The 24,897-nt window shown below is 57.3% G+C and carries 23 protein-coding genes and 4 pseudogenes; 11 read left to right on the forward strand and 16 right to left on the reverse strand.

Annotated features, from left to right (window positions below; all coding sequences use genetic code 11):
* Positions 1–87 precede the first annotated feature (87 nt).
* Together H9529_RS09070 and H9529_RS09075 are read left to right on the forward strand one after the other, a co-directional pair.
* Positions 88–1,297: pseudogene (locus H9529_RS09070) on the forward strand (IS256 family transposase).
* A gap of 121 nt (positions 1,298–1,418) precedes the next feature.
* The gene (locus H9529_RS09075; protein ID WP_218132203.1) at positions 1,419–2,663 is read left to right on the forward strand and encodes a site-specific DNA-methyltransferase; all 1,245 of its coding nucleotides are present in this window, start codon (positions 1,419–1,421) and stop codon (positions 2,661–2,663) included.
* Here H9529_RS09075 and H9529_RS09080 read toward each other — a convergent pair.
* Positions 2,660–3,244 carry a hypothetical protein gene (locus tag H9529_RS09080; RefSeq protein ID WP_176847406.1) on the reverse strand — a complete coding sequence of 195 codons (585 nt, stop codon included), beginning with the start codon at positions 3,242–3,244 and terminating at the stop codon, positions 2,660–2,662. The genes H9529_RS09075 and H9529_RS09080 overlap by 4 nt on opposite strands.
* A 117-nt stretch (positions 3,245–3,361) precedes the next feature.
* Between H9529_RS09080 and H9529_RS09085 the strand changes: the two genes are divergently transcribed.
* A protein-coding gene (locus tag H9529_RS09085) for an IS3 family transposase (RefSeq protein WP_190305597.1) occupies positions 3,362–4,488 on the forward strand; the annotation gives its coding sequence in 2 pieces (ribosomal slippage) (positions 3,362–3,626 and positions 3,626–4,488; 1,128 coding nt in all).
* Between the two features lie 629 nt (positions 4,489–5,117).
* On the forward strand, positions 5,118–5,498 hold the full coding sequence (locus tag H9529_RS09090; RefSeq protein WP_092892994.1) for a VOC family protein: 381 nt from the start codon (positions 5,118–5,120) through the stop codon (positions 5,496–5,498).
* A gap of 317 nt (positions 5,499–5,815) precedes the next feature.
* Here the strand turns inward: H9529_RS09090 and H9529_RS09095 are convergent, their stop codons facing one another.
* The 4 genes and pseudogenes from H9529_RS09095 to istA form a co-directional block, all read right to left on the reverse strand.
* Entirely contained in the window at positions 5,816–6,118 is a 303-nt protein-coding gene (locus tag H9529_RS09095) for a hypothetical protein (protein ID WP_223814109.1), read from the reverse strand.
* A gap of 482 nt (positions 6,119–6,600) precedes the next feature.
* A complete protein-coding gene (gene istB, locus H9529_RS09100) occupies positions 6,601–7,284 on the reverse strand; it encodes an IS21-like element helper ATPase IstB (protein ID WP_317889646.1) in 684 nt (227 codons plus the stop codon).
* Positions 7,285–7,630: 346 nt separating this feature from the next.
* A complete protein-coding gene (locus H9529_RS09105; RefSeq protein WP_190305591.1) occupies positions 7,631–8,845 on the reverse strand; it encodes an IS256 family transposase in 1,215 nt (404 codons plus the stop codon).
* Between the two features lie 60 nt (positions 8,846–8,905).
* A pseudogene (gene istA / locus H9529_RS09110) lies at positions 8,906–10,000 on the reverse strand (IS21 family transposase); the annotation flags it as partial.
* 23 nt (positions 10,001–10,023) lie between these two features.
* On the opposite strand from istA, the gene H9529_RS09115 reads away from it, so the two are divergent.
* A complete protein-coding gene (locus H9529_RS09115; protein ID WP_092892765.1) occupies positions 10,024–10,713 on the forward strand; it encodes a DNA cytosine methyltransferase in 690 nt (229 codons plus the stop codon).
* Positions 10,714–10,957: 244 nt separating this feature from the next.
* Here H9529_RS09115 and fsa read toward each other — a convergent pair whose 3' ends face one another.
* The 5 genes from fsa to H9529_RS09140 form a co-directional block, all read right to left on the reverse strand.
* On the reverse strand, positions 10,958–11,620 hold the full coding sequence (gene fsa, locus H9529_RS09120) for a fructose-6-phosphate aldolase (RefSeq protein WP_092892763.1): 663 nt from the start codon (positions 11,618–11,620) through the stop codon (positions 10,958–10,960).
* 29 nt (positions 11,621–11,649) lie between these two features.
* Positions 11,650–12,306 carry a nucleoside/nucleotide kinase family protein gene (locus H9529_RS09125; RefSeq protein WP_143033569.1) on the reverse strand — a complete coding sequence of 219 codons (657 nt, stop codon included), beginning with the start codon at positions 12,304–12,306 and terminating at the stop codon, positions 11,650–11,652.
* Between the two features lie 2 nt (positions 12,307–12,308).
* Positions 12,309–13,091 (reverse strand): ATP-binding cassette domain-containing protein, encoded by a 783-nt coding sequence (locus tag H9529_RS09130; protein WP_092892761.1) that lies wholly within the window; start codon positions 13,089–13,091, stop codon positions 12,309–12,311.
* Entirely contained in the window at positions 13,088–14,149 is a 1,062-nt protein-coding gene (locus H9529_RS09135; protein ID WP_092892759.1) for an ABC transporter permease, read from the reverse strand. Before H9529_RS09135 ends, H9529_RS09130 begins: the two co-directional genes overlap by 4 nt.
* A gap of 116 nt (positions 14,150–14,265) precedes the next feature.
* Positions 14,266–15,279, reverse strand: coding sequence for a sugar ABC transporter substrate-binding protein (locus H9529_RS09140; RefSeq protein WP_092892757.1), 1,014 nt, complete (start codon positions 15,277–15,279; stop codon positions 14,266–14,268).
* A 254-nt stretch (positions 15,280–15,533) separates the two neighbouring features.
* Between H9529_RS09140 and H9529_RS09145 the strand changes: the two genes are divergently transcribed.
* Positions 15,534–16,790: an ROK family transcriptional regulator gene (locus tag H9529_RS09145; protein WP_092892755.1), complete on the forward strand. Its 1,257-nt coding sequence runs from the start codon at positions 15,534–15,536 to the stop codon at positions 16,788–16,790.
* Positions 16,791–17,488: 698 nt separating this feature from the next.
* Here the strand turns inward: H9529_RS09145 and H9529_RS09150 are convergent.
* Positions 17,489–17,713, reverse strand: coding sequence for a hypothetical protein (locus tag H9529_RS09150; protein ID WP_092892753.1), 225 nt, complete (start codon positions 17,711–17,713; stop codon positions 17,489–17,491).
* Entirely contained in the window at positions 17,703–17,930 is a 228-nt protein-coding gene (locus tag H9529_RS09155; protein ID WP_092892751.1) for a hypothetical protein, read from the reverse strand. The genes H9529_RS09150 and H9529_RS09155 overlap by 11 nt, the downstream gene beginning before the upstream one ends.
* A 276-nt stretch (positions 17,931–18,206) precedes the next feature.
* Here H9529_RS09155 and H9529_RS09160 point away from each other — a divergent pair, with 276 nt between their 5' ends.
* The 3 genes from H9529_RS09160 to H9529_RS09170 all read left to right on the forward strand — a co-directional run bounded on the left by H9529_RS09160 (position 18,207) and on the right by H9529_RS09170 (position 20,430).
* On the forward strand, positions 18,207–18,599 hold the full coding sequence (locus H9529_RS09160; protein WP_092892749.1) for a thiol-disulfide oxidoreductase DCC family protein: 393 nt from the start codon (positions 18,207–18,209) through the stop codon (positions 18,597–18,599).
* Positions 18,600–18,613: 14 nt separating this feature from the next.
* Positions 18,614–19,951, forward strand: coding sequence for an ABC1 kinase family protein (locus H9529_RS09165; protein WP_223814110.1), 1,338 nt, complete (start codon positions 18,614–18,616; stop codon positions 19,949–19,951).
* Positions 19,952–20,019: 68 nt separating this feature from the next.
* Complete coding sequence (locus tag H9529_RS09170; RefSeq protein WP_223814365.1) at positions 20,020–20,430, forward strand: FAD-binding domain-containing protein; 411 nt, start codon at positions 20,020–20,022, stop codon at positions 20,428–20,430.
* Here H9529_RS09170 and H9529_RS09175 read toward each other — a convergent pair.
* The 4 genes and pseudogenes from H9529_RS09175 to H9529_RS09190 form a co-directional block, all read right to left on the reverse strand.
* Positions 20,344–20,574, reverse strand: a pseudogene (locus H9529_RS09175) (transposase); the annotation flags it as partial. The gene H9529_RS09170 and the pseudogene H9529_RS09175 overlap by 87 nt on opposite strands.
* Before the next feature lie 29 nt (positions 20,575–20,603).
* Positions 20,604–21,275, reverse strand: a complete 672-nt coding sequence (locus H9529_RS09180) for a transposase (protein ID WP_397544903.1) — start codon at positions 21,273–21,275, stop codon at positions 20,604–20,606.
* Between the two features lies 1 nt (position 21,276).
* A pseudogene (locus H9529_RS09185) lies at positions 21,277–22,402 on the reverse strand (IS3 family transposase).
* Between the two features lie 209 nt (positions 22,403–22,611).
* A complete protein-coding gene (locus tag H9529_RS09190) occupies positions 22,612–23,154 on the reverse strand; it encodes a hypothetical protein (protein ID WP_092887158.1) in 543 nt (180 codons plus the stop codon).
* A gap of 334 nt (positions 23,155–23,488) precedes the next feature.
* On the opposite strand from H9529_RS09190, the gene H9529_RS09195 reads away from it, so the two are divergent.
* Entirely contained in the window at positions 23,489–23,929 is a 441-nt protein-coding gene (locus tag H9529_RS09195; protein ID WP_143033489.1) for a hypothetical protein, read from the forward strand.
* Positions 23,930–24,277: 348 nt separating this feature from the next.
* Complete coding sequence (locus H9529_RS09200) at positions 24,278–24,877, forward strand: hypothetical protein (protein ID WP_176846987.1); 600 nt, start codon at positions 24,278–24,280, stop codon at positions 24,875–24,877.
* The last annotated feature ends 20 nt before the right edge of the window (positions 24,878–24,897 follow it).

Raw genomic sequence — 24,897 nt, forward strand, 5'->3', positions numbered from 1 at the left:
CATGGCAACAGGCATCACCAAGCGGAGAGTGTCCGATCTTCTGTGTAACTGGGATCTGGTCCATGCTTCCTGAGAGGAGCAAGGACGATGACGATTTCCAAGGAACTGCTGGACGAACTTCTGAAGGGCTGCGAGCGGCCTGAAGATTTGCTTGGCAATAACGGCTTGATGAAAGAGCTGAAGATCAAGCTGATGGAGCGGATGCTGGGCGCCGAACTGACCGCGCACCTGGGCTATGAGGACGGCAAGGAGGCGCCGCCCGATCAGGTTAACCGCCGCAACGGCTCATCCGCCAAGAGACTAAAAGGCCAAGACGGCGAACTGCCGATTGCCGTGCCGCGTGACCGGGACGGCAGCTTCGAGCCTGAACTGGTGAAGAAGGGCCAGACCCGGATCGATGGGATGGACGACAAGATCATCGGGCTCTACGCCGCCGGTCTGACGGTGCGTGATATCCGCGCCCATCTCGAGGACGTCTATGGCCTTCAGGTCTCGCCTGACCTGATCAGCCGCGTCACCGACGCCGTGCTGGACGAGGTCCGGGAATGGCAGTCCCGGGCGCTGGACCGAATGTATCCCATCGTCATTTTCGACGCGCTCCGGGTGAAGATCCGCGATGCTGATAGCCGCATGGTGAAGAACAAGGCCGTGTATGTTGCCCTGGCGTCTCACGGGACGGTGTTCGCGAGGTTCTGGGCCTGTGGATTGCCGAGAACGAAGGGCCAAATTCTGGCTGTCGGTGATGAACGAACTCAAGAACCGGGGTGTCCAGGATATCCTGATTGCCGTCGTGGATGGCCTCAAAGGCTTCCCGGAAGCGATCACCGCCGCCTTTCCCGATGCCACAGTCCAGACGTGCATCGTTCATCTGGTGCGCCATTCCCTGAATTTCTGCGCCTGGAAGGATCGCAAGGCAGTCGCCGCCGATCTGCGCCTGATTTACGGCGCTCCAACCGCCGATCAGGCTGCCGCCGAACTGGATGCTTTCGAGGAAAAATGGGCCGAGAAATACGCCTCCATCGCTCCGGCATGGCGGGCATGGCAGGAGGTGATCCCGTTCTTTGCCTTCGATCCGGCGATCCGCAAGATCATCTACACCACGAACGCCATCGAAAGCCTGAACCGTGTGATCCGCAAATCGATCAAGACCCGTGGTTCGTTCCCGACCGAGGAGGCTGCGACCAAGCTGATCTATCTGGCGATCCGCAATTTCGAGAAAGGTGGGCGGAATGTCCGGGAATGGTTTGCGGCCCGAAACCAATTCGCTATCATGTTCGACGAACGCTTCAACGCGTGACTGTATCTGAAACCCGCATGGACCGGGCCAGATACACAGAGTTCATGACACTCCCACCAAGCGCGAGCAGCACTCAGAGGACTCGATTTCCGTTCTGGATTTCTATCGGGAATCGACCCCCTTGCCTCCAGGTGATGCGGAGGTCGTTCTCAGCTATCCTAACAAGGCAGAGCGTTCTGATATCATCAAGTCAACGCCGCGCCAATTCCTGATAATGAATGGCGAAAGTGCCAAAAATATTAGTAGTATTCCAGAAAATTCTTTTATCCTCGATGATAACTTCTTCGTTCTCAATGAGCTTATCCGCGAAGGCACGAAAGTTAACCTATACTATCTCGATCCTCCCTATGGCACGGGCTTTGACTTCCACTCGCGTGACCTCGAACACGCTTACAAGGACAGCATGGGGCCTGCCGCATATATCGAGTTTATGCGGCGGCGCTTGATCCTTATGCGCGAGACCATGGCCGATGATGGTTCAATTTATGTTCATATCGGCCATCAGATGCTTGGACATTTGAAGGTCGTGATGGATGAAGTTTTCGGCTCCGATAACTTCCGCAATCTCATTACACGACGGAAGTGCAGCAGCAAAAATTTCACCAGTAAACAGTATGCAAACATAAATGATTACATTCTTTTTTATTCCAAGACTAAATCTTACAAATGGAACAAACCAGGCATCGATCCTGAGCAGGATTGGATCGAGAGAGAGTATCCGAAGTTCGATAACATTGGGCGGCGCTACAAACTCGTTCCTGTTCATGCGCCGGGCACACGCAACGGTGAAACCGGCAAGCAGTGGCGCGGGATGATGCCGCCTCCTGGGAAGCACTGGCAGTATGTGCCCGACAAGCTTGAGGAGTTAGACCGACAGGGCGATATCCACTGGTCTCGCAATGGTAATCCTCGCCGCAAAGTCTATTGGTCCTCTGACAAAAAAACAGCGCTGACCGACTATTGGGACCAGTACCGCGATGCTCATCACCAAAGCATCAAGATCACCGGATACCCGACCGAGAAGAACCTTGCGATGGTCAAGATGATCGTCGGTGCCAGCTCGGATGAGGGCGATCTCGTAGTTGACCCGTTCTGCGGATCGGGGACAACGCTTCATGCTGCGCGAGACCTCAAGCGGCGCTATCTAGGCATAGACGCTTCTTTCAGCGCGGCTAAAGCCACCATACGCCGTATGAGGCATGGTTTGGAGCGGATGGGCGACTACGTGAACAAGCACGAAAAGAAGGCTGAGAGCCCACCTCTTCCCTCGGCAAACCGGCAAGAAGAACAGGCTTGCGGCTTTGTGGTCGATAGCCAACTCTTCGATGCCTATCCGCAGGAAATTCAAGATATTTCTGAAGTTTAGCCTTCCAGCCAGTCCGGTGTGATGCGCGCTTCGGCCAATTTTAGGGTGACGACGCGCACGCGCCCGTCCCACTGGCCGTCAAGCGCGCAGGCTTCTTCCCAAGTATCGCCGTGTGTGAGTCCTGGCCCATCTGACAGGAAGATCAGCTTGAGGCGTGTTGGAGTCACTTGGTCGAAGGCTTTGGCCTTCTCGACTTTATTGGCGTTACCGCCAGTTCGGTCATCCGATTGTGCGCCGCCGCGCGTCGAGTCATAGCGTGCAAACCCTACCGCCAAGACCTCCTGATCGCTGTTACGTCGAACCACAAAATCACATGGATAGGAGCCTTTAAAATCGGGGTAAATCGTTGATAGCTCAACATCACGCCCTGCCCCGCGCGGCCCTTCTATAGTGTAACGCTCGGCGAAGTGATCTTCGAACCAGTCGAAGAACTCACCTGTAAGCTGATATCCTTGCTGCCCGCGCGTGTCGTATTCCCCGACCAGAGCGGCCAAAGCATATTTATATTCCGTGGGAAGGTTCGCGAACTGCGTCTTTAGCTTGGAAATCGGTTTAAAGGTATGGCCATATGTATCGACCAAGGAAGCGGTACTGATCTTCTGTATTTTCTTTGTGGCCTCTGTGTCCAGAACTGGAGTGCCCCCACTGAAGTGGTCCACCAACTGGGATAGTATTATCCCATTTCAGGAGGACCAGAGATGGCAGGAAAGCGAGACAACCCCGAAGAGATCGTGCTGAAGCTGCGGCAGGTTGAAGTGCTGCAAGGGCAAGGACGTTCGATTGCTGATGCCGTTCGACAGATCGGCGTGACACAACCGACCTATTATCGATGGCGCAAAGAGTATGGTGGCATGAGTCGAGATCAGCTCAAACGGCTGAAGGAGCTGGAGACTGAGAATACCCGGCTTAGGCGTGCCGTGTCGGATCTGACGCTGGACAAGGTGATCCTGACCGAGGCTGCACGGGGAAACTTTTAAGCCCTTCCCGCCGCCGTCGATGTATCGACCATGTGCGGCAGACTCTCAGCTTATCAGAGCGCCGGGTTTGTCGCACATTGGGTCAGCATCGCTCGACACAGCGCAAGGTGCCTCTCGGCCTGCCGGACGAAGAACGGCTGACCGATGACATCATCGCACTGACAGAAGAGTTCGGACGCTATGGATATCGCATGATTACCGGAATGCTGAACAACAGCGGCTGGCATGTAAATCACAAGCGCGTCGAACGGATCTGGCGGCGGGAGGGGCTGAAAGTCCCGCAAAAACAACCCAAGAAGGGTCGGCTCTGGCTGAACGATGGGTCGTGTGTTCGGCTGCGACCGGAGCGTCCGAACCATGTCTGGTCCTATGACTTCGTCCAGGATCGAACCCATGACGGGCGGATCTTCCGCACGCTCAACATCATCGACGAGTTCACGAAGGAGGCTCTGGTGATCCGTGTCAAACGCAAGCTCAATTCCGTCGACGTGGTCGACGCCTTGACTGACCTGTTCATCCTGCGCGGTCCGCCGGAATACATAAGGTCAGACAATGGCGCAGAATTCATCGCCAAGAAGGTGCGCGCCTGGATCGGCGCGGTGGGTGCCAAAACTGCCTTCATTGCGCCTGGATCGCCATGGGAAAACGGCTACTGCGAGAGCTTCAACGCCCGATTTCGGGACGAGTTGCTGAACGGCGAGGTCTTCTCATCGCTGCGCGAGGCCCAAATCCTGATCGAGCGATGGCGTCGCCATTACAACACCGTCAGACCACACAGCGCTCTGGGATACCGTCCACCAGCGCCCAAAAGCATCGTCCCAATAGACCAAAGGCCAACCATGCACTAACATTCAAACTGGACCACTCGTTGGGGGCAGACCACCGGATGTGTTCCCTACAACGGACGGGACCATCATTCGTGTGCGAGGAATCCTTGAAGAGCACCATCTACCAGCACCGTTAGACCCGGAGCTTGCGCGCCCGTTCCGCACATCCCTCGCTCGCTACATGTGGGCGCTTCTTGACGGGGGGCGGTTGATCGCGCTCTCATCAGCCAAAGTGAAAACCTTTCGTACTTTCACACACGATATGGCCAGATATGCTAAAAGTCACTGCAATTCGTACTTTCACACACACTAAAGAGCCTATCGTACTTTTACCCACGTTCTTTCGTACTTTCACACACGCTGTATCGTACTTTCACACACGGGCACGTAAAAAAAATTAACTAAATCAATTTGTTACAGGCTGCTTTTTTGCTTAACACAGTTTCTAACACATATTTAACACTACAGCCTGTGGATAACTCCAAGTTGTAACCGCAAACATTGCCTAAGACATACCAAAATCTGAAGCTCTGCCTGTCTTGTATCTGGAACATTGAGTGACATGCACAATCCTGCAATACATTGCAAGAAACTGCATTATGTGATCCTCTGATCCGGTCAACATGTTACTCTGATGAGGCAGAACGAAGATGAAGCTGGCGCATTTGGCCCTTTGGACACAGGATTTGGAGGCCGCTGCTGCATTCTGGCAAAGCTATTTCGATGCACAAATTGGTGACCGTTACGACAGCCGTAACAGGCCCGGCTTCGCATCCCGCTTCGTCCAGATCCCCGGCATAGAGGCGCGGATAGAAATCATGGAGGGGCCTTGGGTCACACCGCACCCCGGAGAGACCAGCGGCTGGGCGCACGTTGCGTTGTCCGTTGGCAGCAAAATCCAAGTAGATGCTATTGCAAACAGGTTTCGCCTTGACGGGCTGCTCGTATCTGAGCCGCGCCGAACCGGTGATGGCTATTATGAAGCGGTGGTGCGCTCACCAGAGGGCACCCTGATCGAAATCGTGGAGTAGGTCGATCTTTTTGGATACCCGGGGCACCCCACAATTCTTGTCGTCGCCAAGCGTTGCTAGGCCGTCACACGTTCATTGTGCGTGATCCTTGGCTTGAACGCTGAGACCGCGTGATCTGCCCGAGGTGTGTTTCGCGGTGGTTGCTAGGGGCGCATAGCGGACCGTGGGGTCGGTCGATCGAATGGCAGCAAAGTCCGCAGTCCTTCCCTCCAGCCAACTAAAATGCTGCACAACGTGTCGAAAGGCGGGTTCGGTGAAGCTGCAACGCAGAATCTGGCCAGTCGCCCAAAGGCCGGTCAGGGCCGGGTGCGTTATCCTTACCCCTGCGGCGTCACATCCTTCATCCCCTTTTGCAGCAATAAGGCCACCTGTTCGGCGGTGAATTTGAACCCTTGCCCATCGGGGATGCGCTCGGCCGAAACAGGATATTTCGGCCTGCGGGGGTCGATGCCGGTGATGCGGAACCGCTCGCGCCCGGTGGTGAACTGGCGACCATAGTCGAAAGGCGACAGGCCGAACGCCTCAGCCAGCGCCTCGAACCGCAGGCGCTCGGGATCAAGGGCGGTGCCATCTGGGAGGGGAATCGACACGCGGAAGGTGGCGTCAAAGCCCCAGCGCAAATCTACGCCGGTGATGTCGCGCGCTTCGACCAGAGCCTGAAGCAGACCACGGCAACGATTGCACAGAAATTCGCGGCAAGTGGCAAAGGAAATGCTCGAGGCCAAAAGCGCACAGACGGCCCCACGTCCAGCGCGGACGAGAAGGCGGCGTACTACGCCAATCTGGTGAATTCAGAACGGTTTCTGCCCGCGAACACGATCAGCAACAGCATTCGTGATGCGATTTTGGCCCGTGGGCTGGTCACCCCAGAGCGCCTGCGATCGCGGGGAGTGTGGTGAATGGCATGGTGTCACGTCCCCGGCACGGATTGTCCCTCTGCGCAGGCGGCGGAGGCCTTGATCTGGGCCTCATGCTCGCCGAACCCGGTTACCACACCCGATGCTTCGTCGAGTGGGAGGACTGGTGTCAACGCCGTTTGAACTTTCCCCAAAAGTGCCGAAGTAAAATTCCCCACTCTGGCGGGTCCGGTAATCAGCCGGGTTTACGGATTGGCGGCCTCGTTCTTTGGTGGGCGACCGCGCCGCTTTGGTGGTGGTGTAATGCGGGCGTTTGCGCGGACATGGTCAGGGACAAGGTCCGCGTGGCTGCGTAGCCTGTAGCTGGCCCCTTCGATCTGGACGACGACAGCGTGGTGCAGGAGCCGGTCGAGGAGCGCGGTGGCGACGACGGGATCGCCAAAGACTTCGCCCCATTCGGCAAAGCTACGGTTTGAGGTTAAGATCATCGCACCCTTTTCGTAGCGGGCATTGACGAGTTGGAAGAACAGATTGGCGCCGCCACGGCTGATCGGCAAATACCCGATTTCGTCGACGATCAGCAGTGAAGAGCGCGTGTAGAAGCGGATCTTTTCGGCGAGCTCGCCTTGGCGTTCAGCTTTGGTTAGAGCATCGATCAACTCGGCCAGTGAAGCACGGTAGACCTGACGGCCGGCCTTCACCGCCGCAACGCCAAGTGCGGTGGCCAGATGACTTTTCCCGGTGCCCGGTGGCCCGAGAAAGTGAACGACCTCGGCGCGCCGGACGAAGTCGAGCTGTGCCAGTGCTGCAATACGCTCACGGTCGAGAGACGGCTGGAAGCTGAAGTCGAAGCTCTCGAGCGTTTTGACGGCAACAGCTTCGATGTGCGCAAAGCGATATCGATCCGTCGGGTCTCGCGGGTCGCATATTCCTCGCTCAACAGCGCGTCGATCGCCTCGATGGCCGTGACCTCACCCCTTTCGAGCCGCTGAACAATATGATCCAGCGCCTCCAGCGCGCGCGGCATTTTCAACCCGACCAGTGCATCCTGGATTCTGTCGAGATACGCGGTCATGATCGCGCTCCCTCGGCCGCGAGACGTCGCCCCACGGCATCGTAGAAGGTCAGAGATCTGAGTGGGACACCAGTCGTTTGAGAGACGGGTCGCCGGACCGGTGGCGCCTTGCGATGCGCAGGATCGACACGGCGCTGGTTCTTGCGGGAGTGTCATGAACTCTGTGTATCTGGCCCGGTCCATGCGGGTTTCAGATACAGTCACGCGTTGAAGCGTTCGTCGAACATGATAGCGAATTGGTTTCGGGCCGCAAACCATTCCCGGACATTCCGCCCACCTTTCTCGAAATTGCGGATCGCCAGATAGATCAGCTTGGTCGCAGCCTCCTCGGTCGGGAACGAACCACGGGTCTTGATCGATTTGCGGATCACACGGTTCAGGCTTTCGATGGCGTTCGTGGTGTAGATGATCTTGCGGATCGCCGGATCGAAGGCAAAGAACGGGATCACCTCCTGCCATGCCCGCCGCCATGCCGGAGCGATGGAGGCGTATTTCTCGGCCCATTTTTCCTCGAAAGCATCCAGTTCGGCGGCAGCCTGATCGGCGGTTGGAGCGCCGTAAATCAGGCGCAGATCGGCGGCGACTGCCTTGCGATCCTTCCAGGCGCAGAAATTCAGGGAATGGCGCACCAGATGAACGATGCACGTCTGGACTGTGGCATCGGGAAAGGCGGCGGTGATCGCTTCCGGGAAGCCTTTGAGGCCATCCACGACGGCAATCAGGATATCCTGGACACCCCGGTTCTTGAGTTCGTTCATCACCGACAGCCAGAATTTGGCCCCTTCGTTCTCGGCAATCCACAGGCCCAGAACCTCGCGAACACCGTCCCGTGAGACGCCCAGGGCAACATACACGGCCTTGTTCTTCACCATGCGGCTATCAGCATCGCGGATCTTCACCCGGAGCGCGTCGAAAATGACGATGGGATACATTCGGTCCAGCGCCCGGGACTGCCATTCCCGGACCTCGTCCAGCACGGCGTCGGTGACGCGGCTGATCAGGTCAGGCGAGACCTGAAGGCCATAGACGTCCTCGAGATGGGCGCGGATATCACGCACCGTCAGACCGGCGGCGTAGAGCCCGATGATCTTGTCGTCCATCCCATCGATCCGGGTCTGGCCCTTCTTCACCAGTTCAGGCTCGAAGCTGCCGTCCCGGTCACGCGGCACGGCAATCGGCAGTTCGCCGTCTTGGCCTTTTAGTCTCTTGGCGGATGAGCCGTTGCGGCGGTTAACCTGATCGGGCGGCGCCTCCTTGCCGTCCTCATAGCCCAGGTGCGCGGTCAGTTCGGCGCCCAGCATCCGCTCCATCAGCTTGATCTTCAGCTCTTTCATCAAGCCGTTATTGCCAAGCAAATCTTCAGGCCGCTCGCAGCCCTTCAGAAGTTCGTCCAGCAGTTCCTTGGAAATCGTCATCGTCCTTGCTCCTCTCAGGAAGCATGGACCAGATCCCAGTTACACAGAAGATCGGACACTCTCGTTCTTGCCCTCCAGAACCGGGTGCCGGGCGATCATCACACCCTGCTCGAAGATGCGGACCTCGTCAGTGTGGTTCTGAACCTCGACCACACGTTTGCGGGTCGTATCCGGAACGCTGTAGTAATTCCCGTCGACCGAGACCATGCCTTCGTGGCTGACCCGGCGCTCGATTGTCAGCACAGCACTGTAAGGGATATGCGGCAGTATCTTCAGGCACGGCCGCTCTTCATCGAAGGCTTCGTTCACGATCCGCCTTGTTGTCGCATGGACCCGCGGGTTGGCAACGCCTGTCCGCCAGCTGTCGAACTGGGCATTCAGATCAGCAAGGTTCCTGAAGGTCCGGGCCAGGAAAAAATCCTGACGGATGTAGCGGAAAGGACGTTCGACCTTTCCCTTCGTTTTGGCCCGATACGGCCGACAGGCCCGCGGCACCGCGCCGTAATGGTTCAGCAACGCCACAAGAGAGGCATTGTAGGTGATCACACCGGCCTCGTCTTCGCCAATTACTGCAGTCTTCTTCCGGTCGTAGAGGATTTCCTCCGGCACACCGTCCATGGCTGCAAAGGCGGCAATGTGGCAGCGCATCACCGACTGCAGGTTCTGGCTCGCGACAAAGCTGCCCCAGAGCCAGCGGCTGTGTCCCAGGTTCAGCGAGAACAGCCATACTTTGCGCGTGACACCGGGCTCGTCGGTGAACTCAACCGCAAACTCAGCGAAGTCGACCTGCGCCTGTCGGCCCGGCGGCGTCTCGAACCGGCGCTCGAACTGTGTGCGTGCCGGCGGACGCACCTCCCGGAGAAGATCGGTCACCGCCGTGTAGCCGCCAGCGTAGCCCAGCTCCCTGATCTCCCTCAGCAGACGCGCGCCGGAAAGGCCGGGAAAGGTAAGGACACGTTCACGCAGATACCCCTCAAACGGGTCAAGCAGCCGATCGCGTGGCTGGCGCGGGCCATACGTCGGCCCCTCCAAACCAAGCTCAAGATACTTCCGCACGGTCTTGCGGTCGCACCCGACCTTCCGCGCAATCGAAGTCACGCTCAGCCCTTGTTTCTTCAAATCATGGATCATGATGATCTCCCTCAGTCCCTGCACCTGTTTGCCCCCATTGCTCTGCTATGGGCATCAGGCCAGCTTCCCGCGGCGCCGCCAATTTCCGGATATATGAAGTCCGGAAATCGGCATCGCCGCTCGCGTATCGGGGAATTTTCAAACGGCGATTTTGGGGAGATTACGTCCGGCAGTTACAGACTGGGCCCCGGGCCGTCCTCATCGCCGCCCAGCGAGCAGGGTATTTCGCCCCAGCGCCAATCTGGGACGATCTGCGAACCTTCGATGCGCGGTTCTTCAGAGGTGCCTTCGACATCGTGCTGGCCGGATATCCCTGCCAACCCTTCAGTGCCGCTGGTAAACGCGGCGGCGCCGACGATCCCCGCCACCTCTGGCCAGAGGTCGCCCGGGTCATCGAAGAATGCCGCCCAGAATGGGTCTTGCTCGAAAACGTCGCCGGTCACGTCACCCTCGGCCTTGAAGCCGTCCTGCGAGAGCTTTGGGGCATGGGCTACACGCCTGCGGCGGGTCTGTTCTCTGCGGCAGAGGTCGCCGCGCCGCACCAGCGGCTGCGCATCTTCATCCTGGCCCACACCCATGAGCCTGCATCCCGGAACGGGTCGCTACAATCCTGCGGGCAACGGGCTGATGGCAGGCGGGATGTTGCGGGACGTCGAGGTATCGGAATTGATGCCAAGGGCGAGGCCTTGGGCCGGAGGCCGATGATATCGACAAAAAGGGTGGGTCGCCGACCATGAGGGTGAAGCATTGCCCCCGCAGCAATTTGCGAAAGCGCTCGGTCGCCGTGGCGTCCTCGATCAGCGGTTGAGCGCAAAAGCGCCTTTTTCAAAGTTAGATTTCGAGACCGCACAGAAGTGACTGAACGTCCCAAGCCAAGCCTCTATGGCACGCCAGGTGCCGTGTCGCGCCATGCCCGCTCTCAAGGTCCTTTTCAAACCGAAAGGCATAGTTCGACTTAGCAACAGTCGGCGCGAATGAACCCTATCGCGGTAGAATGCTTTGCCCTGTCGCAGCCCAGTCTTGCATGAACATTTCCAACCCACTTGTTGTCAACGGATGACCGGCAAGTTTATCAATCACATCAGGGGGCATTGTGGCTGCATCAGCGCCAACGCGCGCCGCTGCCAACACATGATTTGGCGTTCGCAGGGAGGCAGCGAGGATTTGAGTGTTCAATCCAGAATAATTGCCATAAATTAGACGTATATCGCGCAAGACGTCTATGCCATCCAGGCCGATATCATCAAGGCGGCCAACAAAGGACGAGATGTAAGTCGCGCCCGCCTTGGCCGCAAGCAAGGCTTGATTTGCGGTGAAGCACAAGGTGACGTTTGTCTCACACCCTTCTGAGGATAGCCTCTGACAGGCGCGCAACCCCTCGAGCGTAAGAGGAAGCTTGACGCAAATATTCGATGCGAGCTTGCGCAGGATATCGGCTTCGCACATCATCTTGTCAAACTCTGTCCCCGCCACCTCGGCAGAGACAGGTCCATCAACCAAACCAGCGATTTCCTTGATCACAGTAGCAATCGGCCGACCAGTTCTGGCGATCAATGTGGGGTTTGTTGTCACCCCATCAATCAGACCAGACTGCGCAAGGCGTTCGACTGCGGCAATATCAGCAGTATCAGCAAAGATTTTCATGGTGTCTCCATCCAAAGTTCAGTGCCTGATCAGTCCGATGCGACCTGATCAGGCGTCAATAAAAGGTCTGCAGGAGCGCTGTTCTCAAGCACATACCGCGCATTGCTGAGGTCATTTCCATTAGTTTTCTGGAATGCCGCTTCCGGCGACATGCCATGCGACATCCAGCGCGCAAGCAGACGCCGTTCGAGGGTGGCAAGCGAGGGCATCAACATGACGGTTGCGTTGAAGAGGGACCGCAGGTCAGCCCATGGGGCATGCTCAAGTAGCAAGTAGTTGCCTTCAACCACAATCACTGAGACATCCGCATCCGCGATCCCGGCGTCTTGAACGGTGCTGTCGGCATCTCTGTCAAACAGTGGAAAACTGTTTGGCGCGCCACTTGCGGAAAGCTCGGCGACCTTCGTGACGAAGCCATGCGCATCGAACGTCTGTGGAGCGCCCTTTAGCGCACGCAGGCCAGTGCGATCTAACGCTTCATTATCCAGATGAAAGCCATCCATTGGCAACAAGACTGCTTGTCCAGGCTTTTGGGAATTCAAGCGCGCAACAACCTGAGCCGCAAGCGTCGATTTTCCTGATCCAGGCGGTCCCGCGATTCCAATCATTTTGCGCTGGCCATCCCGAAAAGGAGTATGCGCCACAAGTTTCAGCACCGCAGTAATATCTGTATTGAGGTCAGGCATACTCAGGCCGATTGCTTTATCTCATCTGCGCTCATTGCTCCGGTCATCAGAGCAACAGCGTCAGACATCTTGCAATCGCCCGGATCGACCACACAAAGCCGCCTCCCCAGCCTATGAATATGAATACGATCAGCGACTTCAAAGACATGGGGCATGTTGTGGCTGATCAGGATGATCGGCATCCCCTGCGCCTTCACGGTCTGGATCAGGTCCAGTACTTTTTGACTTTCCTTGACACCCAACGCCGCTGTCGGTTCGTCCATAATGATCACGCGTGACCCGAATGCGGCAGCCCGTGCCACGGCGACGCCTTGACGCTGCCCGCCGGACAGAGTCTCAACAGACTGATCAATGCTCTGGATGGTCATGAGGCCCAGCTCTGAGAGCTTTTCCCTAGCCAACTGTCGCATCTTTGTTTTGTCGAGTTGCCTGAACACTCGGCCCATCACACCAGATTTTGTTATTTCCCGTCCCATGAACATGTTGTCCGCAATTGACAGGGCAGGTGACAGAGCAAGTGTTTGATAAACAGTCTCTATTCCATACTCCCGTGCAGCAATGGGCGAAGAAAACCGAACTGGTTTTCCCTCAACGCTGATCTCTCCATCATCAGGCTGAATAGCGCCTGAAAGTGCCTTAATCATCGAAGATTTACCTGCGCCATTATCGCCAATGACAGCCAAAACTTCACCCGGATACAGATCGAAGTCGCAGCGATCCAGCGCAGTGACGCGTCCATAGCGCTTGACCAAACCACGGGCAGACAAAATTGTTTGCAATGTCATACGCTTGCCTTTCTGATGCGTTGATCCACGCCGACGGCAAGGATGATCAAGGCGCCGATGAGCAGATAGGTCCATTGCACATCCAGCCCTAAAAGACGGAGCCCAAGTGTGAACACACCCACGATCAAAGCGCCGAACAAGGTGCCTGCAACCGATCCGCGGCCGCCAAAAAGCGAGATCCCGCCAATAACAACTGCCGTGATTGATTCGATATTGGCGAACTGTCCAGACTGAGGAGATATTGACCCAATCCGGCCTATCAGGACCCAGCCTGCGAAGGCACAAATAAGCCCTGCCAGCGCATAAACCGAAATCAACGTCTTGCGCACATTGACACCCGCGAGTTCCGCAGCACCAGGGTCGTCACCAACAGCATAGACGTGACGTCCCCACGCCGTCTGACCAAGCACATAGGTCAGGCCCGCAACCAGTAGAAGCAGGAAGATTACGCCATAGGTAAAATTGGCACCTGCAATCGAGATGGTCTTGCCAAAGAATTGTAACAAGGGGGCTTCAGCCGCGATGGTCTGACTGCGAATGACTTCGCTGCCGGAATAGAGAAACACTGTCGCCAGAACGATCTGCCACATGCCAAGAGTGACGATGAACGGCGGCAGCTTGACCACCGCCACAAGGAAGCCACTGATCAATCCACAGATCAGGCCACACAGCAATCCGCAAGCAACAGCGACTTCCTGCGGCAGTCCGAGGTCGACGCTGAACTTCCCCATCACCACCGAGGATAGGATCATCACAGCACCTACGGACAGATCAATCCCTGCCGTCAGGATGACGAGCGATTGTGCCATCGCAACGATCCCTATGATTGCGACTTGTTGCAGGATTAATGTCAGAGCAAAGGGCGAGAGGAAGCTATCGCCAAGCAAAATACCAAAAATGGCCACCGCCAGTGTCAGCACAAATAGAGGCACTATCGCGGGCATATTGTAGATTGTATTCGTAACCTTTGCAATCAGGCCGGTTCGGCCACCAACGAACGACGCTACAGCCTCTGGAGTGGAAGGCGCGGCTTCTTTTTTTTCTGATGTATCCTGCATCTGGGGCACCCTTCGATCAGCAATAATGCGGTCATGAAGAAATGGGGCGCAGCGTCACCGCGCAGAACATAATGCCACGCGACACTGCGCCCCAATAGCGTGATCTCAGTTCTGGTTTAACCCCAGCAAATAGCCAAACCTTCCTCGACCGAAAGCTGCTCCATGCCCTCGACCGGCGCATCCGTCACAAGGCCAACGCCAGTGTCAAAGAAGTCCTTGCCTTCTGTCGGCGCAGGCAGTTCACCTGTTGCTGCGTAATCGGCAACGGCCTCCACCCCGAGCGCCGCCATCTGCAACGGATATTGCTGTGCAGTCGCTCCGATCACACCTGCCGCAACGTCTTCAACCCCAGGGCACCCCCCGTCGACCGAGACGATCATCACATCATCCTGCCGCCCAAATGAGCGAAGTGCCTCATAGGCTCCTGCAGCTGCGGGTTCATTGATGGTGTAGACAAGGTTGATGGTCGGGGCGATCGCCAGCAGGTTTTCCATGCCTTCGCGCCCACCCTCTGCGTTGCCGTTTGACAGCTCATGGCCAACAATACGGGGATCATCTTCATCACCCCAACGGTTCGGATCACCGATATCGACGCCGAAACCAGTCAGGAAACCCTGATTGCGCAAGACACCGACAGTGGGCTGGCTGACATTGATGTTCAGAAGACCAATGCGGGCATCAGAGGTGTCACCCATGGTGCGCGCCGCCCATTCCCCGATCAGCACACCAGCTTGGAAATTATCTGTGGCAAAGGTCATGTCTGCCGCGCCAATCGGATCAAGCGGCGTATCAAGCGCAATCACCAGCAAACCTGCGTCGCGCGCCATCTGGACCGAACTTGTGATTGCTGCAGTGTCAGAGGCCACAAGAAGTATTCCATCGACATCAGATGCAATACACGTCTCGATTGCGGCAACCTGCGTTTCATGATCGCCGTCGAAACGGCCAGCAAACGAGCGAAGTTCGACCCCAAGCTCTGCCGATTTAGCAAAGGCCCCCTCAGCCATTTTTACGAAGAACGGATTGGTCGCATCTTTTGTAATAAGGCACACACTGCCGGCCGCAGCTGCGGATCCAGCCGCCGCTGCCGAAATAGCGAGCCCGGCAAGCCCTGCTGTCATGATCTTCATTATGTTTACTCCCTCTGGCGTTTAGCCATCTCAAAATCGGTAACTTCATTCAAAAGTAAGAAGCGCATCATTCAGATAGCCAGCTTCTCCTCCATCATGCTGGTCAGCACCGCTTTCCTCCACATCTGACCTTCCGGTTTTGTAGAAGTATCGAGGCAACTCTGTCAATAATAACTTTACTATGAATTTCTAAATTGCTGCCCCCCTTCTCTTGCTCATGACTGCAGACACTCATATCATAATCGGACGTGAGCATGCTGAAGCAGGCATTGGTGCGCTACATATCAGTTCAGGATAAGGCATTGGATGACAAAGAGGAAAGACTTCGCCTGACACCTGTGAAAGGGTCAAATCAGGTGCGCGTGCGAGGGTTCAACGAGCGGTTGATCCTGAACCTAATTCGCCAATATGGTCAGTTGACAAAGGCAGAGGCAACACGCGCAACTGGACTCTCACCAAACGCGATATCAATGATCTTCCGTGCGTTGGAAGATGAAAAACTACTGCTACGCGACGAGCCGATTCGAGGGAAGATTGGTCAGCCCTCCACACCGCTGCGGCTTAATCCATCTGCAAGACATTATGTCGGCTTAAAGATTGGGCGGCGGAGCTTTGATCTGGTTGTGATTGACTTCACCGGGAAGATATTGGCACGCAAGACCAGCCAACACAGTCATCCGACTCCTGCCCGAATGCTCGCGTTTTTCAGAGACGAAGTCCGGCCCCTTCTGCGGACTGCGCATCTCCGGCGCACCGATATCGACGCGCTAGGGGTGGCGGTGCCTTCCGATATTTGGCAGTGGACAGACGATTTTGATGCGCCCAAGGCAGAGATGGAAGCTTGGCGCGATTTCGATGTGGCCTCGGCATTGCACAAGATCCTGCCCGTTCCGGTCTCGATCGAAAACGATGGCACTGCGGCCTGTCGCGCTGAGCTGGTCTTTGGGCCCCACACTCTTAAACAAGATGTAATTTACTTCTTCATTGGCACCCTGATTGGGGGCGGAATTGTCCTGAATGGCAGGGTCTATGTTGGGCGACGGGGGAATTCGGGCGGTTTCGGTCCGTTGCGCGTGCCTGATGAGCCTGGTGGGCACAGACTTGTGGATCATGCATCACTTGTGGTGCTTGAAAAGCTTATATCTGGCCAGGGTCAGGATCCCTTTTCAATTTACGACGAAGAGTTCGTATGGACAGCTCTTGAGCCAGCCCTCTCACAATGGATCTCACGTGCAGCAAGAAGTCTCGCCCATGCGATCATATCTTCACTCTCGGTGATTGATTTTGAGGCCGTTGTTATAGATGGCGCAATGCCCGCAGACTGTCGGAGTCGATTGTTGCGCGAGATTGATGGTGAGCTGTCCAGACTGGACTTGCAGGGCGTTATGCATCCCGATCTTAGTTCAGGTCATTTCGGAACTGTCGCGCGCGCTTTGGGTGCTGCATCATACAGGATCGCCACAGATTTCATGATTGATCAGAACGCTCTCCACTTCGGCACCGCGAATTAACATAACGGACTCTGACACGCAGAGTATTTGGGGTGAGGCTACGTGCGCGCAGCGCTCATTTTAAATGAATTTGCTATCAACCGTTTGCAGGGTATGTGACGTTGGCGCAGCTGCGCGCGGCGGCTTGCACTTCTAATCGACTGGTGACATGCCTTTGCGTCGACGCCGCGATGAGCGATGAACAGAACTGCGGCCTTACTACGCTGCGCCGGAACCGAATGGCCGCTTTCCTGAACCCTGCGCAATGGGCGGTCCGGGCGCTTAGGGCAGATCACGCCCCTCCCGGCATGGTTCCTCCCCGGCCCCGAGCGTATACGGGGGGCTGAGCGCGGCGTTTCGCTAGCGAGAGGCATTTTCACGGGGGAATCCACTTGGAATCCAGCGCGGGCAAGTCGTGATTCTATATCATTCAGTATCAATATCTTACTGAATCACGATCGTGGTGCGCTGGATTCTTTTGCGGAATCCAGGGAATCCACTTTGTGGAATCCACCTCGGCCGGAATCCAGGCTGCGGAAGCCACCCTTTCGATCCGTGATGGATTGGCCAAAGCCACCCCTGATCATGGAATTCAGTTGCCGTTCTGATCCGCCATGACAGCCTGCGGCTCTGCTTCAAACACCAGTTCGGGCAGGACCACCTCCCACTCGGCGCGGCGGAGCAGGTGGTGATAGTCCTCGTCGCCATTGCGGGTTCCTCTATTGCTCGTGCTTGGTAAGAAAGGCAGCGATGTGCGACATCAGGTCGTTGTGGCCGTCGGCATCGGTGCCGATGATCACGTCTCCATCGTCGTCGCGGTCCAGATCGGCGATCTCGTGCAAGAGGGCCATGGCGTCGTCGCAAGCGGCGAGGCGCTCGGCCTCCCACGCGGCAGTGATCGCGTCCTGTTCGATCTGGTGGCGCTGGGCGGGATCAAGCGGCATGCTCGCCCTCCTTGAACGCGCTGTCGGTGATCTGGCGCAGCAGGCTGGCGTAATGGTTCAGGGTGCCAACGTCGCCCCAGTGGATCTCGTCGGGGTGGGTGTTGAAATGGTCGTCGCTCAGGGCCATCAAGCGCGCCAGCATCGCGTCAATCTGGACCTTGGTGGTCATGAAGGCGTCGAGGGCTTTGGCATTGTCGGCGGCGCGGCGGGTGGTCATGGTGGGCTCTCCGTGGGTGAGTTGCATCCGTTTCGTGCAATCAGAATCGCTCTGCGCGCTACTGTAATCAACTGAATACTAAGTAAAAAAAATTATCCTATTAAAGATCTGCGTAGCCATGGGCTTCTTCGGTCCACATGGATCTGGTCAACGGGGCCGCAACGCCGCGCAAGGCTATTCACGCTGCTAGCGAGGAAGGTTAGCCCGGACGCATGGGAAGTCACAGCGCCGGGGCCATCGGTTGGACTTCACTCGTGGCAGGCCTAACTAACGAATATGAAAAACAGCACCAGAACATCCGTTCTCTACAACGGCAACTGCCCAGTCTGTAATTTTGAGATTGGGCGTTACGCGCGCTATGCGGGCAAGGCGGGCCTGACGATACGGTTTGATGATCTGAATACGGATGCGCGGGAGCAGTGGGGACTGGACCCTGATACGGCCGCGCGTCGGCTGTATGTGTTGCATGACGGGGTGCTAACATCGGGCATTCCGGCGTTTTTGGTACTTTGGGCGCAGATGCCGCGCTATCGCTTGCTCGGCCGGATCGTTGGCTTGCCGGGGATCAGGGACATTGCCAGCTCCGCCTACGACTATGTCCTGGCCCCGGTGATCTACCACTGGCACCTGCGTCGGTTGCGCAAGCAATCCGCCCACATTGCCAACTGATGCAGGAGACCGCCTTGCCCCATCACAATGACCGCAACGGCGCGGCCGTACCCACTGGGCGTGCAGCGCGGCTGTGGCACTTTGGCGGCATGGCCACAGGCATCGCGGGCGGCGTGGCTACAGGGGGATTGCGTGCACTGGCGGGGGGCAAGCGGCCGGACTTGGCGCAATTGCTGCTGACGCCTGCCAACACTCTGCGGCTGACGGACGGGCTATCGCATCTGCGCGGGGCCGCGCTGAAGCTGGGGCAGATGCTGTCCATGGATACCGGGATCGTGCTGCCGGGGGAGCTGACCACAATCCTGTCACGCATGCGCGATGATGCGCGCCACATGCCACCCAAACAGTTGCAAACCGTCCTGAACGCAGAATGGGGCACAGGCTGGTACAGCCGTTTTGCCCGGTTCGATGTGCGCCCGTTTGCTGCAGCCTCCATCGGGCAGGTACACCGGGCCACCCTGCCCGACGGGACAGAGCTTGCGGTCAAGGTGCAATACCCCGGTGTCCGCTCAAGTATCGACAGCGATGTCGACAACGTTGCCACCTTGTTGCGCCTGCCGGGCCTGCTCCCGCGCGCCATGGACCTGTCGCCGCTTCTGACCGAAGCCAAGCGCCAGTTGCACGCCGAGGCGGATTATCTGGCCGAGGCGCAGCATCTGGCACGCTTCGGCACACTGCTGGAGGGGTCGGACATCTTCGCGTTGCCGACCCTGCATGATGCATTGTGCACACCGCAAGTGCTCGCCATGCGCTATATGGAAAGCGCGCCGCTGGACAGTTTGGTGGACGCGCCGCAAGCCCAGCGCGACCGGGTGGCCACGGCACTGATTGATCTGGTCCTACGCGAGTTGTTCGTGTTCGGCGCCATGCAGACCGACCCGAACCTTGCCAACTACCGCTTTGATCCCAAAACGAACCGTATCGTCCTTTTGGATTTTGGCGCGGTGCAGCCCATTGTCCCCGCCCTGGCCGCCGATTTTCGCGCGCTGGCCCGCGTGGCGCTGGACGGTGGTGATACCGCCACGCGCGACGCCATGCTGCGCATTGGATACTTTGGTGAAAGCACCGCCCAGCATCATCAGGCACTGATCCAATCCATGTTTGTCACAGCCATGGGCCCGGTCCGGCAGGATGATCCGTTTGATTTCGGCAGCAGCGAGCTTTTGGAAACCCTGCGCGATATGGGTCTGGCCATCGGCAACGACCGCGAGCTGGCCCATGTGCCCCCAGCCGCCACGCTGTTTCTGCATCGCAAGATCGGCGGAATGTATCTGATGGCCACCAAGTTGCGCGCACGTGTCGCCCTGCGCCCGATGGTCGAAACCTATTGCCGCGATCCCTCTTCGGAATGACCCTGATGACAGACTGGATTCCCACCTGCGCTGCTGGCGATGCAATATTGCAGGCGTTCATCCCCCGTATGGGCCGTCGCTATGCGGGTGGCCGCAACACCGACCACGGCCCCGGCGCGCACAAGGCGGTATCGGTCTTGTCACCCTATATCCGGCGCAGACTTGTGCTGGAACAAGATGCCGTAGCGGCGGCTATTGCCGCACATGGCCCCAAGGGTGCCGAGAAGTTCGTGCAAGAGGTCATCTGGCGCGGCTATTTCAAAGGCTGGCTGAAGCGCCGCCCGCAGGTCTGGGCCAGCTATATGGCAGGCTTGGAAACCGACCTTGCCGCCCTTCACCGCGACCGCCGCCTGCGCCGCGATGTGGAGCGCGCGATGGATGGGCAGACCGGGCTTGAGTGCTTTGATGCATGGGCGACTGAACTGGTCGACACCGGCTATCTGCACAATCACGCGCGGATACCCTCGGTCACCCAATAACCAATCGGCGGCTGGCAGGCTCTTCACGAGGGCTCTGGCCCCAGTGTAATCGCGGACCTGGCCTGCGGTCATGAAGAACCGGATCGGCCGTCCAACCGTGTCGGTGACGGCATGCAACTTCGTGTTCATGCCGCCTTTTGTCCGGTGTTTGTCAAAGTAGTTGTCCGCCGATTTCATGCGGCGTCTCTGATTTCAGGGGCGCTGATTTCGGTTTCTGGGTTGAGCCAGACGGCTCCGGCAGGTTGCCAGTTGCGGGTTTTGCCTGACCAGCGTTCTGGGTTTTGTGACCGAGCATTTGCATAGAGACTGGCACGATTGGCGAGCGTTGCACGATCATGGCCAGCGTGGCGCGCGGCCGGGGTGACGAAGCGGATGGCGCTGTGTAGGTGCTCTTCGTTATACCAACCGGTGAAGGATTTCACCCAAGCTTGAGCGTCATCTTTGGTGGCAAAACCCTTGGTCGGCCAGTCCGGGCGATATTTGCAGGTTCGAAACAGCGCCTCCGAGAACGGGTTGTCATTGCTGACGCGCGGCCGGCTGTAGGACGCGATGATGCCGAGTTTTTCCATAGTGGTCTTCATCGTGGCGCCCTTCATGGGGCTACCGTTGTCAGCGTACAGAACCAGTGGGCGCGCTATGCATCCCTCTGCCATGACCGCTTGCCGGATGAGGACGGCTGCCAGGTCTGCACTCTCTCGCTCATGAACTTCCCAGCCGACGATCTTGCGGCTGAAGATATCCACTATCAGATAGAGGTAGAAAAAAATGCCAAGAGCGGGCCCCGGCATCCAGGTTATGTCCCAGGTCCAGACTGGTCTGCCCCCAACGAGTGGTCCAGTTTGAATGTTAGTGCATGGTTGGCCTTTGGTCTATTGGGACGATGCTTTTGGGCGCTGGTGGACGGTATCCCAGAGCGCTGTGTGGTCTGACGGTGTTGTAATGGCGACGCCATCGCTCGATCAGGATTTGGGCCTCGCGCAGCGATGAGAAGACCTCGCCGTTCAGCAACTCGTCCCGAAATCGGGCGTTGAAGCTCTCGCAGTAGCCGTTTTCCCATGACGATCCAGGCGCAATGAAGGCAGTTTTGGCACCCACCGCGCCGATCCAGGCGCGCACCTTCTTGGCGATGAATTCTGCGCCATTGTCTGACCTTATGTATTCCGGCGGACCGCGCAGGATGAACAGGTCAGTCAAGGCGTCGACCACGTCGACGGAATTGAGCTTGCGTTTGACACGGATCACCAGAGCCTCCTTCGTGAACTCGTCGATGATGTTGAGCGTGCGGAAGATCCGCCCGTCATGGGTTCGATCCTGGACGAAGTCATAGGACCAGACATGGTTCGGACGCTCCGGTCGCAGCCGAACACACGACCATCGTTCAGCCAGAGCCGACCCTTCTTGGGTTGTTTTTGCGGGACTTTCAGCCCCTCCCGCCGCCAGATCCGTTCGACGCGCTTGTGATTTACATGCCAGCCGCTGTTGTTCAGCATTCCGGTAATCATGCGATATCCATAGCGTCCGAACTCTTCTGTCAGTGCGATGATGTCATCGGTCAGCCGTTCTTCGTCCGGCAGGCCGAGAGGCACCTTGCGCTGTGTCGAGCGATGCTGACCCAATGTGCGACAAACCCGGCGCTCTGATAAGCTGAGAGTCTGCCGCACATGGTCGATACATCGACGGCGGCGGGAAGGGCTTAAAAGTTTCCCCGTGCAGCCTCGGTCAGGATCACCTTGTCCAGCGTCAGATCCGACACGGCACGCCTAAGCCGGGTATTCTCAGTCTCCAGCTCCTTCAGCCGTTTGAGCTGATCTCGACTCATGCCACCATACTCTTTGCGCCATCGATAATAGGTCGGTTGTGTCACGCCGATCTGTCGAACGGCATCAGCAATCGAACGTCCTTGCCCTTGCAGCACTTCAACCTGCCGCAGCTTCAGCACGATCTCTTCGGGGTTGTCTCGCTTTCCTGCCATCTCTGGTCCTCCTGAAATGGGATAATACTATCCCAGTTGGTGGACCACTTCAGTGGGGGCACTCCAGTTTACGCCTCAAATGAACAGCACAAATCTAACTCTGGCGATATCGCTTCAACAAGCAGAAAGGGCTCACTGCCGACTTTCGCTGCGGCTGCACGCGAAATCAGAAGGCGAGTGGCGGCAGAGCGGGACGGAGCGGACGTTCGTTATGTCAACCGAAGCAGTTCTTTGTGCGACTGATCTACTGCGAACCAAGCTGAGGGTTCGACGGGCTCAGGGTCTGGATTTTCAGCAACAATGAAGTGGAAGGACGCGGCGGGTGATGAGGGAAGCCGGTCGATCTTAAGCGTCATTGATTGGGGTCCGAAATCGACGCTAAGGATGTCTGCGAAGCCCATGCAGGGATAGCGAATATCCAATGCCTGACTGTCCTCTGTTCCGATGACGACGAGGCTTTCTCCGTCGCTCCATTCTTGCGCATCAAGATACTCACCTGTGCATGCACTCGCTACGGCTTCTGTAGCGAGTTCCGCATGCAATCGGAGGCTTTGTAGCTCCTTGCCCTGCCGAACCTGAAGCAGCACCGCCGTGCATGTCGATGTGGTCATCCCTGCAGGGAGCTTCGGAGCGAATGCTATACCTTGCAGCGATATGTCATCGTCCACAAGGGAAGCCCCAGTCACCTGTGCCTCAAATGACAAGAATCCAAGTTGTGTTGGCAGGATCAAAGTCTGACGTATTTTGATCATTAACTCATCCTCATCCTCATACCCATTGCACATTCCGAAGATGTAGCTTCGGGCGGACGGCGAATGACCACCGCTCACTGCCGACTTTCGCTGCGGCTGCACACGAAATCAACGCGAGATCGGAAGGCGAGTGGCGGCACTGCGGGACCTTGCCGACCTTGGTTCAATGCGCTCCAAGGTCCGCTTCGGTGGAACGTTCAACAAGCGGTGGTTTTGGGAGCGCTCACGGCTGATGTTGCCATGTCTGACTGAATCGCCTAAATATCTAACAAGGACGGCGGCACGAAGCTGGAAATTTGATTACTTCTATCTTCATTTCGAGTAAGCAAACACAATGGAAGTAACACTTGGAACACCAGAGCATGGCTGGGTCGATTTAAGGATTAGAGATACGGCGTTCTTTCTACATGATTCAATATCTGATGTTCCGGCGGATTTTATAGATGAGTCAGTTATCGGCCTGACGAACCTTCTCTCAACGGGAGAGAAACAGGAGATAACTCTGGGCTTGGAACCACATTATTATGTTATTACCTTTGCTAAGAACTCACATGTCTTCTCGTTTAGGCTGGAGAGGGAACTTGAGCATTCGCATGCAGCGGAACGAAGTTTTCTTCACAAATCGGAAGGTTCTTTTGGCCAGATTCTGCTTCCCTTCATTGATGAATTTGTTCATTTTTATAGTGGTCAAGTGTGTGAATCTAGCTGGCCCCAAGCTAATCCAGCCCACCTTGAAGGTCTTTTGAAAGCTGCTGCCGTAAACAAAGCCGATTGAATGTCCCAGTTGCGTTCTAAAACCCTCGTTTTTGGCACGCCCGCAAACGTCCTCGGTTAATGCTTCCAAAAACTCCGTTCAAAACCCAAGTGGTTGCTGAACGTTTTTGCCTCTGCCGTGTTTACCGACATTGGCTGCATTGTAGAAATCCGGCAGACGGGGCTCACTGCCGACCTTCGCTGCAGATGCACCCCGGAAAATATTGTGTGGCGGCCCCGAGCGGCCGCTTTGTTCGGCTTCCCCGTTTTAGTTTGCGGGCGCAGCGAAGGTCCGTTCTCCGCCCTATGAGTTGGCGCGCACCACGGTCTCAGCTACAGTGCTCCCTCCGGACAGCCCCAATGGATCGACGTGCGGGTGGCGGTCGGCGCCGACATCACGCTCGAGTTTTATGTCGAGGGCGTGCTGCAGTCCACGGCTACAGCGGCCAACACCGGCGGCGAGGGCAAGCCACGGCAAGTGGTCTTTGCCAATACCGCGCTGCACGGCATTTCCGCCAACAACACCTGGTATTATGCCCATATCGCGGCGCTGGACGGCGTCCCGACCATCGGGCGGCGGTTCGTGCGCCGGGTTCCCTACACTGTGGCCACGTTCGACGAGATGACCGACAGCATTGAGGCGCTGCGCGATGGTGACATTGCCACCCGGGTCGCCAGCCCCGTGGCCGGGCAGCGCATGTCGTTCACGCTCACCGGACCTTCGGGTCCCGCCATCCCCTCGGCCATCGCCGGGCTGCATCTCAAGCAGATCGCACAGGGCGGCAGCGCGGGACCGCAGGCCACGGCAGGGTTCCTGCGCATGGGCGGGGTGAACCACGACGCCCCCGCTACAGCCGTATCGCTGCTCGCCCCCCAGCCGGTCTATTCCAGCTGGCCGCTCAACCCGGTCGATGACAGCCCGTGGACCGGCCTGAGCCTGCCCACTGAGATTGGAATCGTATCATCATGAGCCCGCATCGTTCCGGACAG

It is taken from the genome of Roseicitreum antarcticum (assembly GCF_014681765.1).
In the GTDB taxonomy this organism is placed as follows: domain Bacteria; phylum Pseudomonadota; class Alphaproteobacteria; order Rhodobacterales; family Rhodobacteraceae; genus Roseicitreum; species Roseicitreum antarcticum.

Bases quoted from the DNA above. Each gene is read 5' to 3' on its own strand.
- H9529_RS09090 (WP_092892994.1), top strand. From the start codon at position 5,118: ATGAAGCTGGCGCATTTGGCCCTTTGGACACAGGATTTGGAGGCCGCT.
- H9529_RS09105 (WP_190305591.1), bottom strand. From the start codon at position 8,845: ATGACGATTTCCAAGGAACTGCTGGACGAACTTCTGAAGGGCTGCGAG.
- H9529_RS09115 (WP_092892765.1), top strand. From the start codon at position 10,024: ATGGGCATCAGGCCAGCTTCCCGCGGCGCCGCCAATTTCCGGATATAT.
- fsa (WP_092892763.1), bottom strand. From the start codon at position 11,620: ATGAAAATCTTTGCTGATACTGCTGATATTGCCGCAGTCGAACGCCTT.
- H9529_RS09125 (WP_143033569.1), bottom strand. From the start codon at position 12,306: ATGCCTGACCTCAATACAGATATTACTGCGGTGCTGAAACTTGTGGCG.
- H9529_RS09130 (WP_092892761.1), bottom strand. From the start codon at position 13,091: ATGACATTGCAAACAATTTTGTCTGCCCGTGGTTTGGTCAAGCGCTAT.
- H9529_RS09135 (WP_092892759.1), bottom strand. From the start codon at position 14,149: ATGCAGGATACATCAGAAAAAAAAGAAGCCGCGCCTTCCACTCCAGAG.
- H9529_RS09140 (WP_092892757.1), bottom strand. From the start codon at position 15,279: ATGAAGATCATGACAGCAGGGCTTGCCGGGCTCGCTATTTCGGCAGCG.
- H9529_RS09145 (WP_092892755.1), top strand. From the start codon at position 15,534: ATGCTGAAGCAGGCATTGGTGCGCTACATATCAGTTCAGGATAAGGCA.
- H9529_RS09150 (WP_092892753.1), bottom strand. From the start codon at position 17,713: ATGCCGCTTGATCCCGCCCAGCGCCACCAGATCGAACAGGACGCGATC.
- H9529_RS09155 (WP_092892751.1), bottom strand. From the start codon at position 17,930: ATGACCACCCGCCGCGCCGCCGACAATGCCAAAGCCCTCGACGCCTTC.
- H9529_RS09160 (WP_092892749.1), top strand. From the start codon at position 18,207: ATGAAAAACAGCACCAGAACATCCGTTCTCTACAACGGCAACTGCCCA.
- H9529_RS09170 (WP_223814365.1), top strand. From the start codon at position 20,020: ATGGGCCGTCGCTATGCGGGTGGCCGCAACACCGACCACGGCCCCGGC.
- H9529_RS09190 (WP_092887158.1), bottom strand. From the start codon at position 23,154: ATGATCAAAATACGTCAGACTTTGATCCTGCCAACACAACTTGGATTC.
- H9529_RS09195 (WP_143033489.1), top strand. From the start codon at position 23,489: ATGGAAGTAACACTTGGAACACCAGAGCATGGCTGGGTCGATTTAAGG.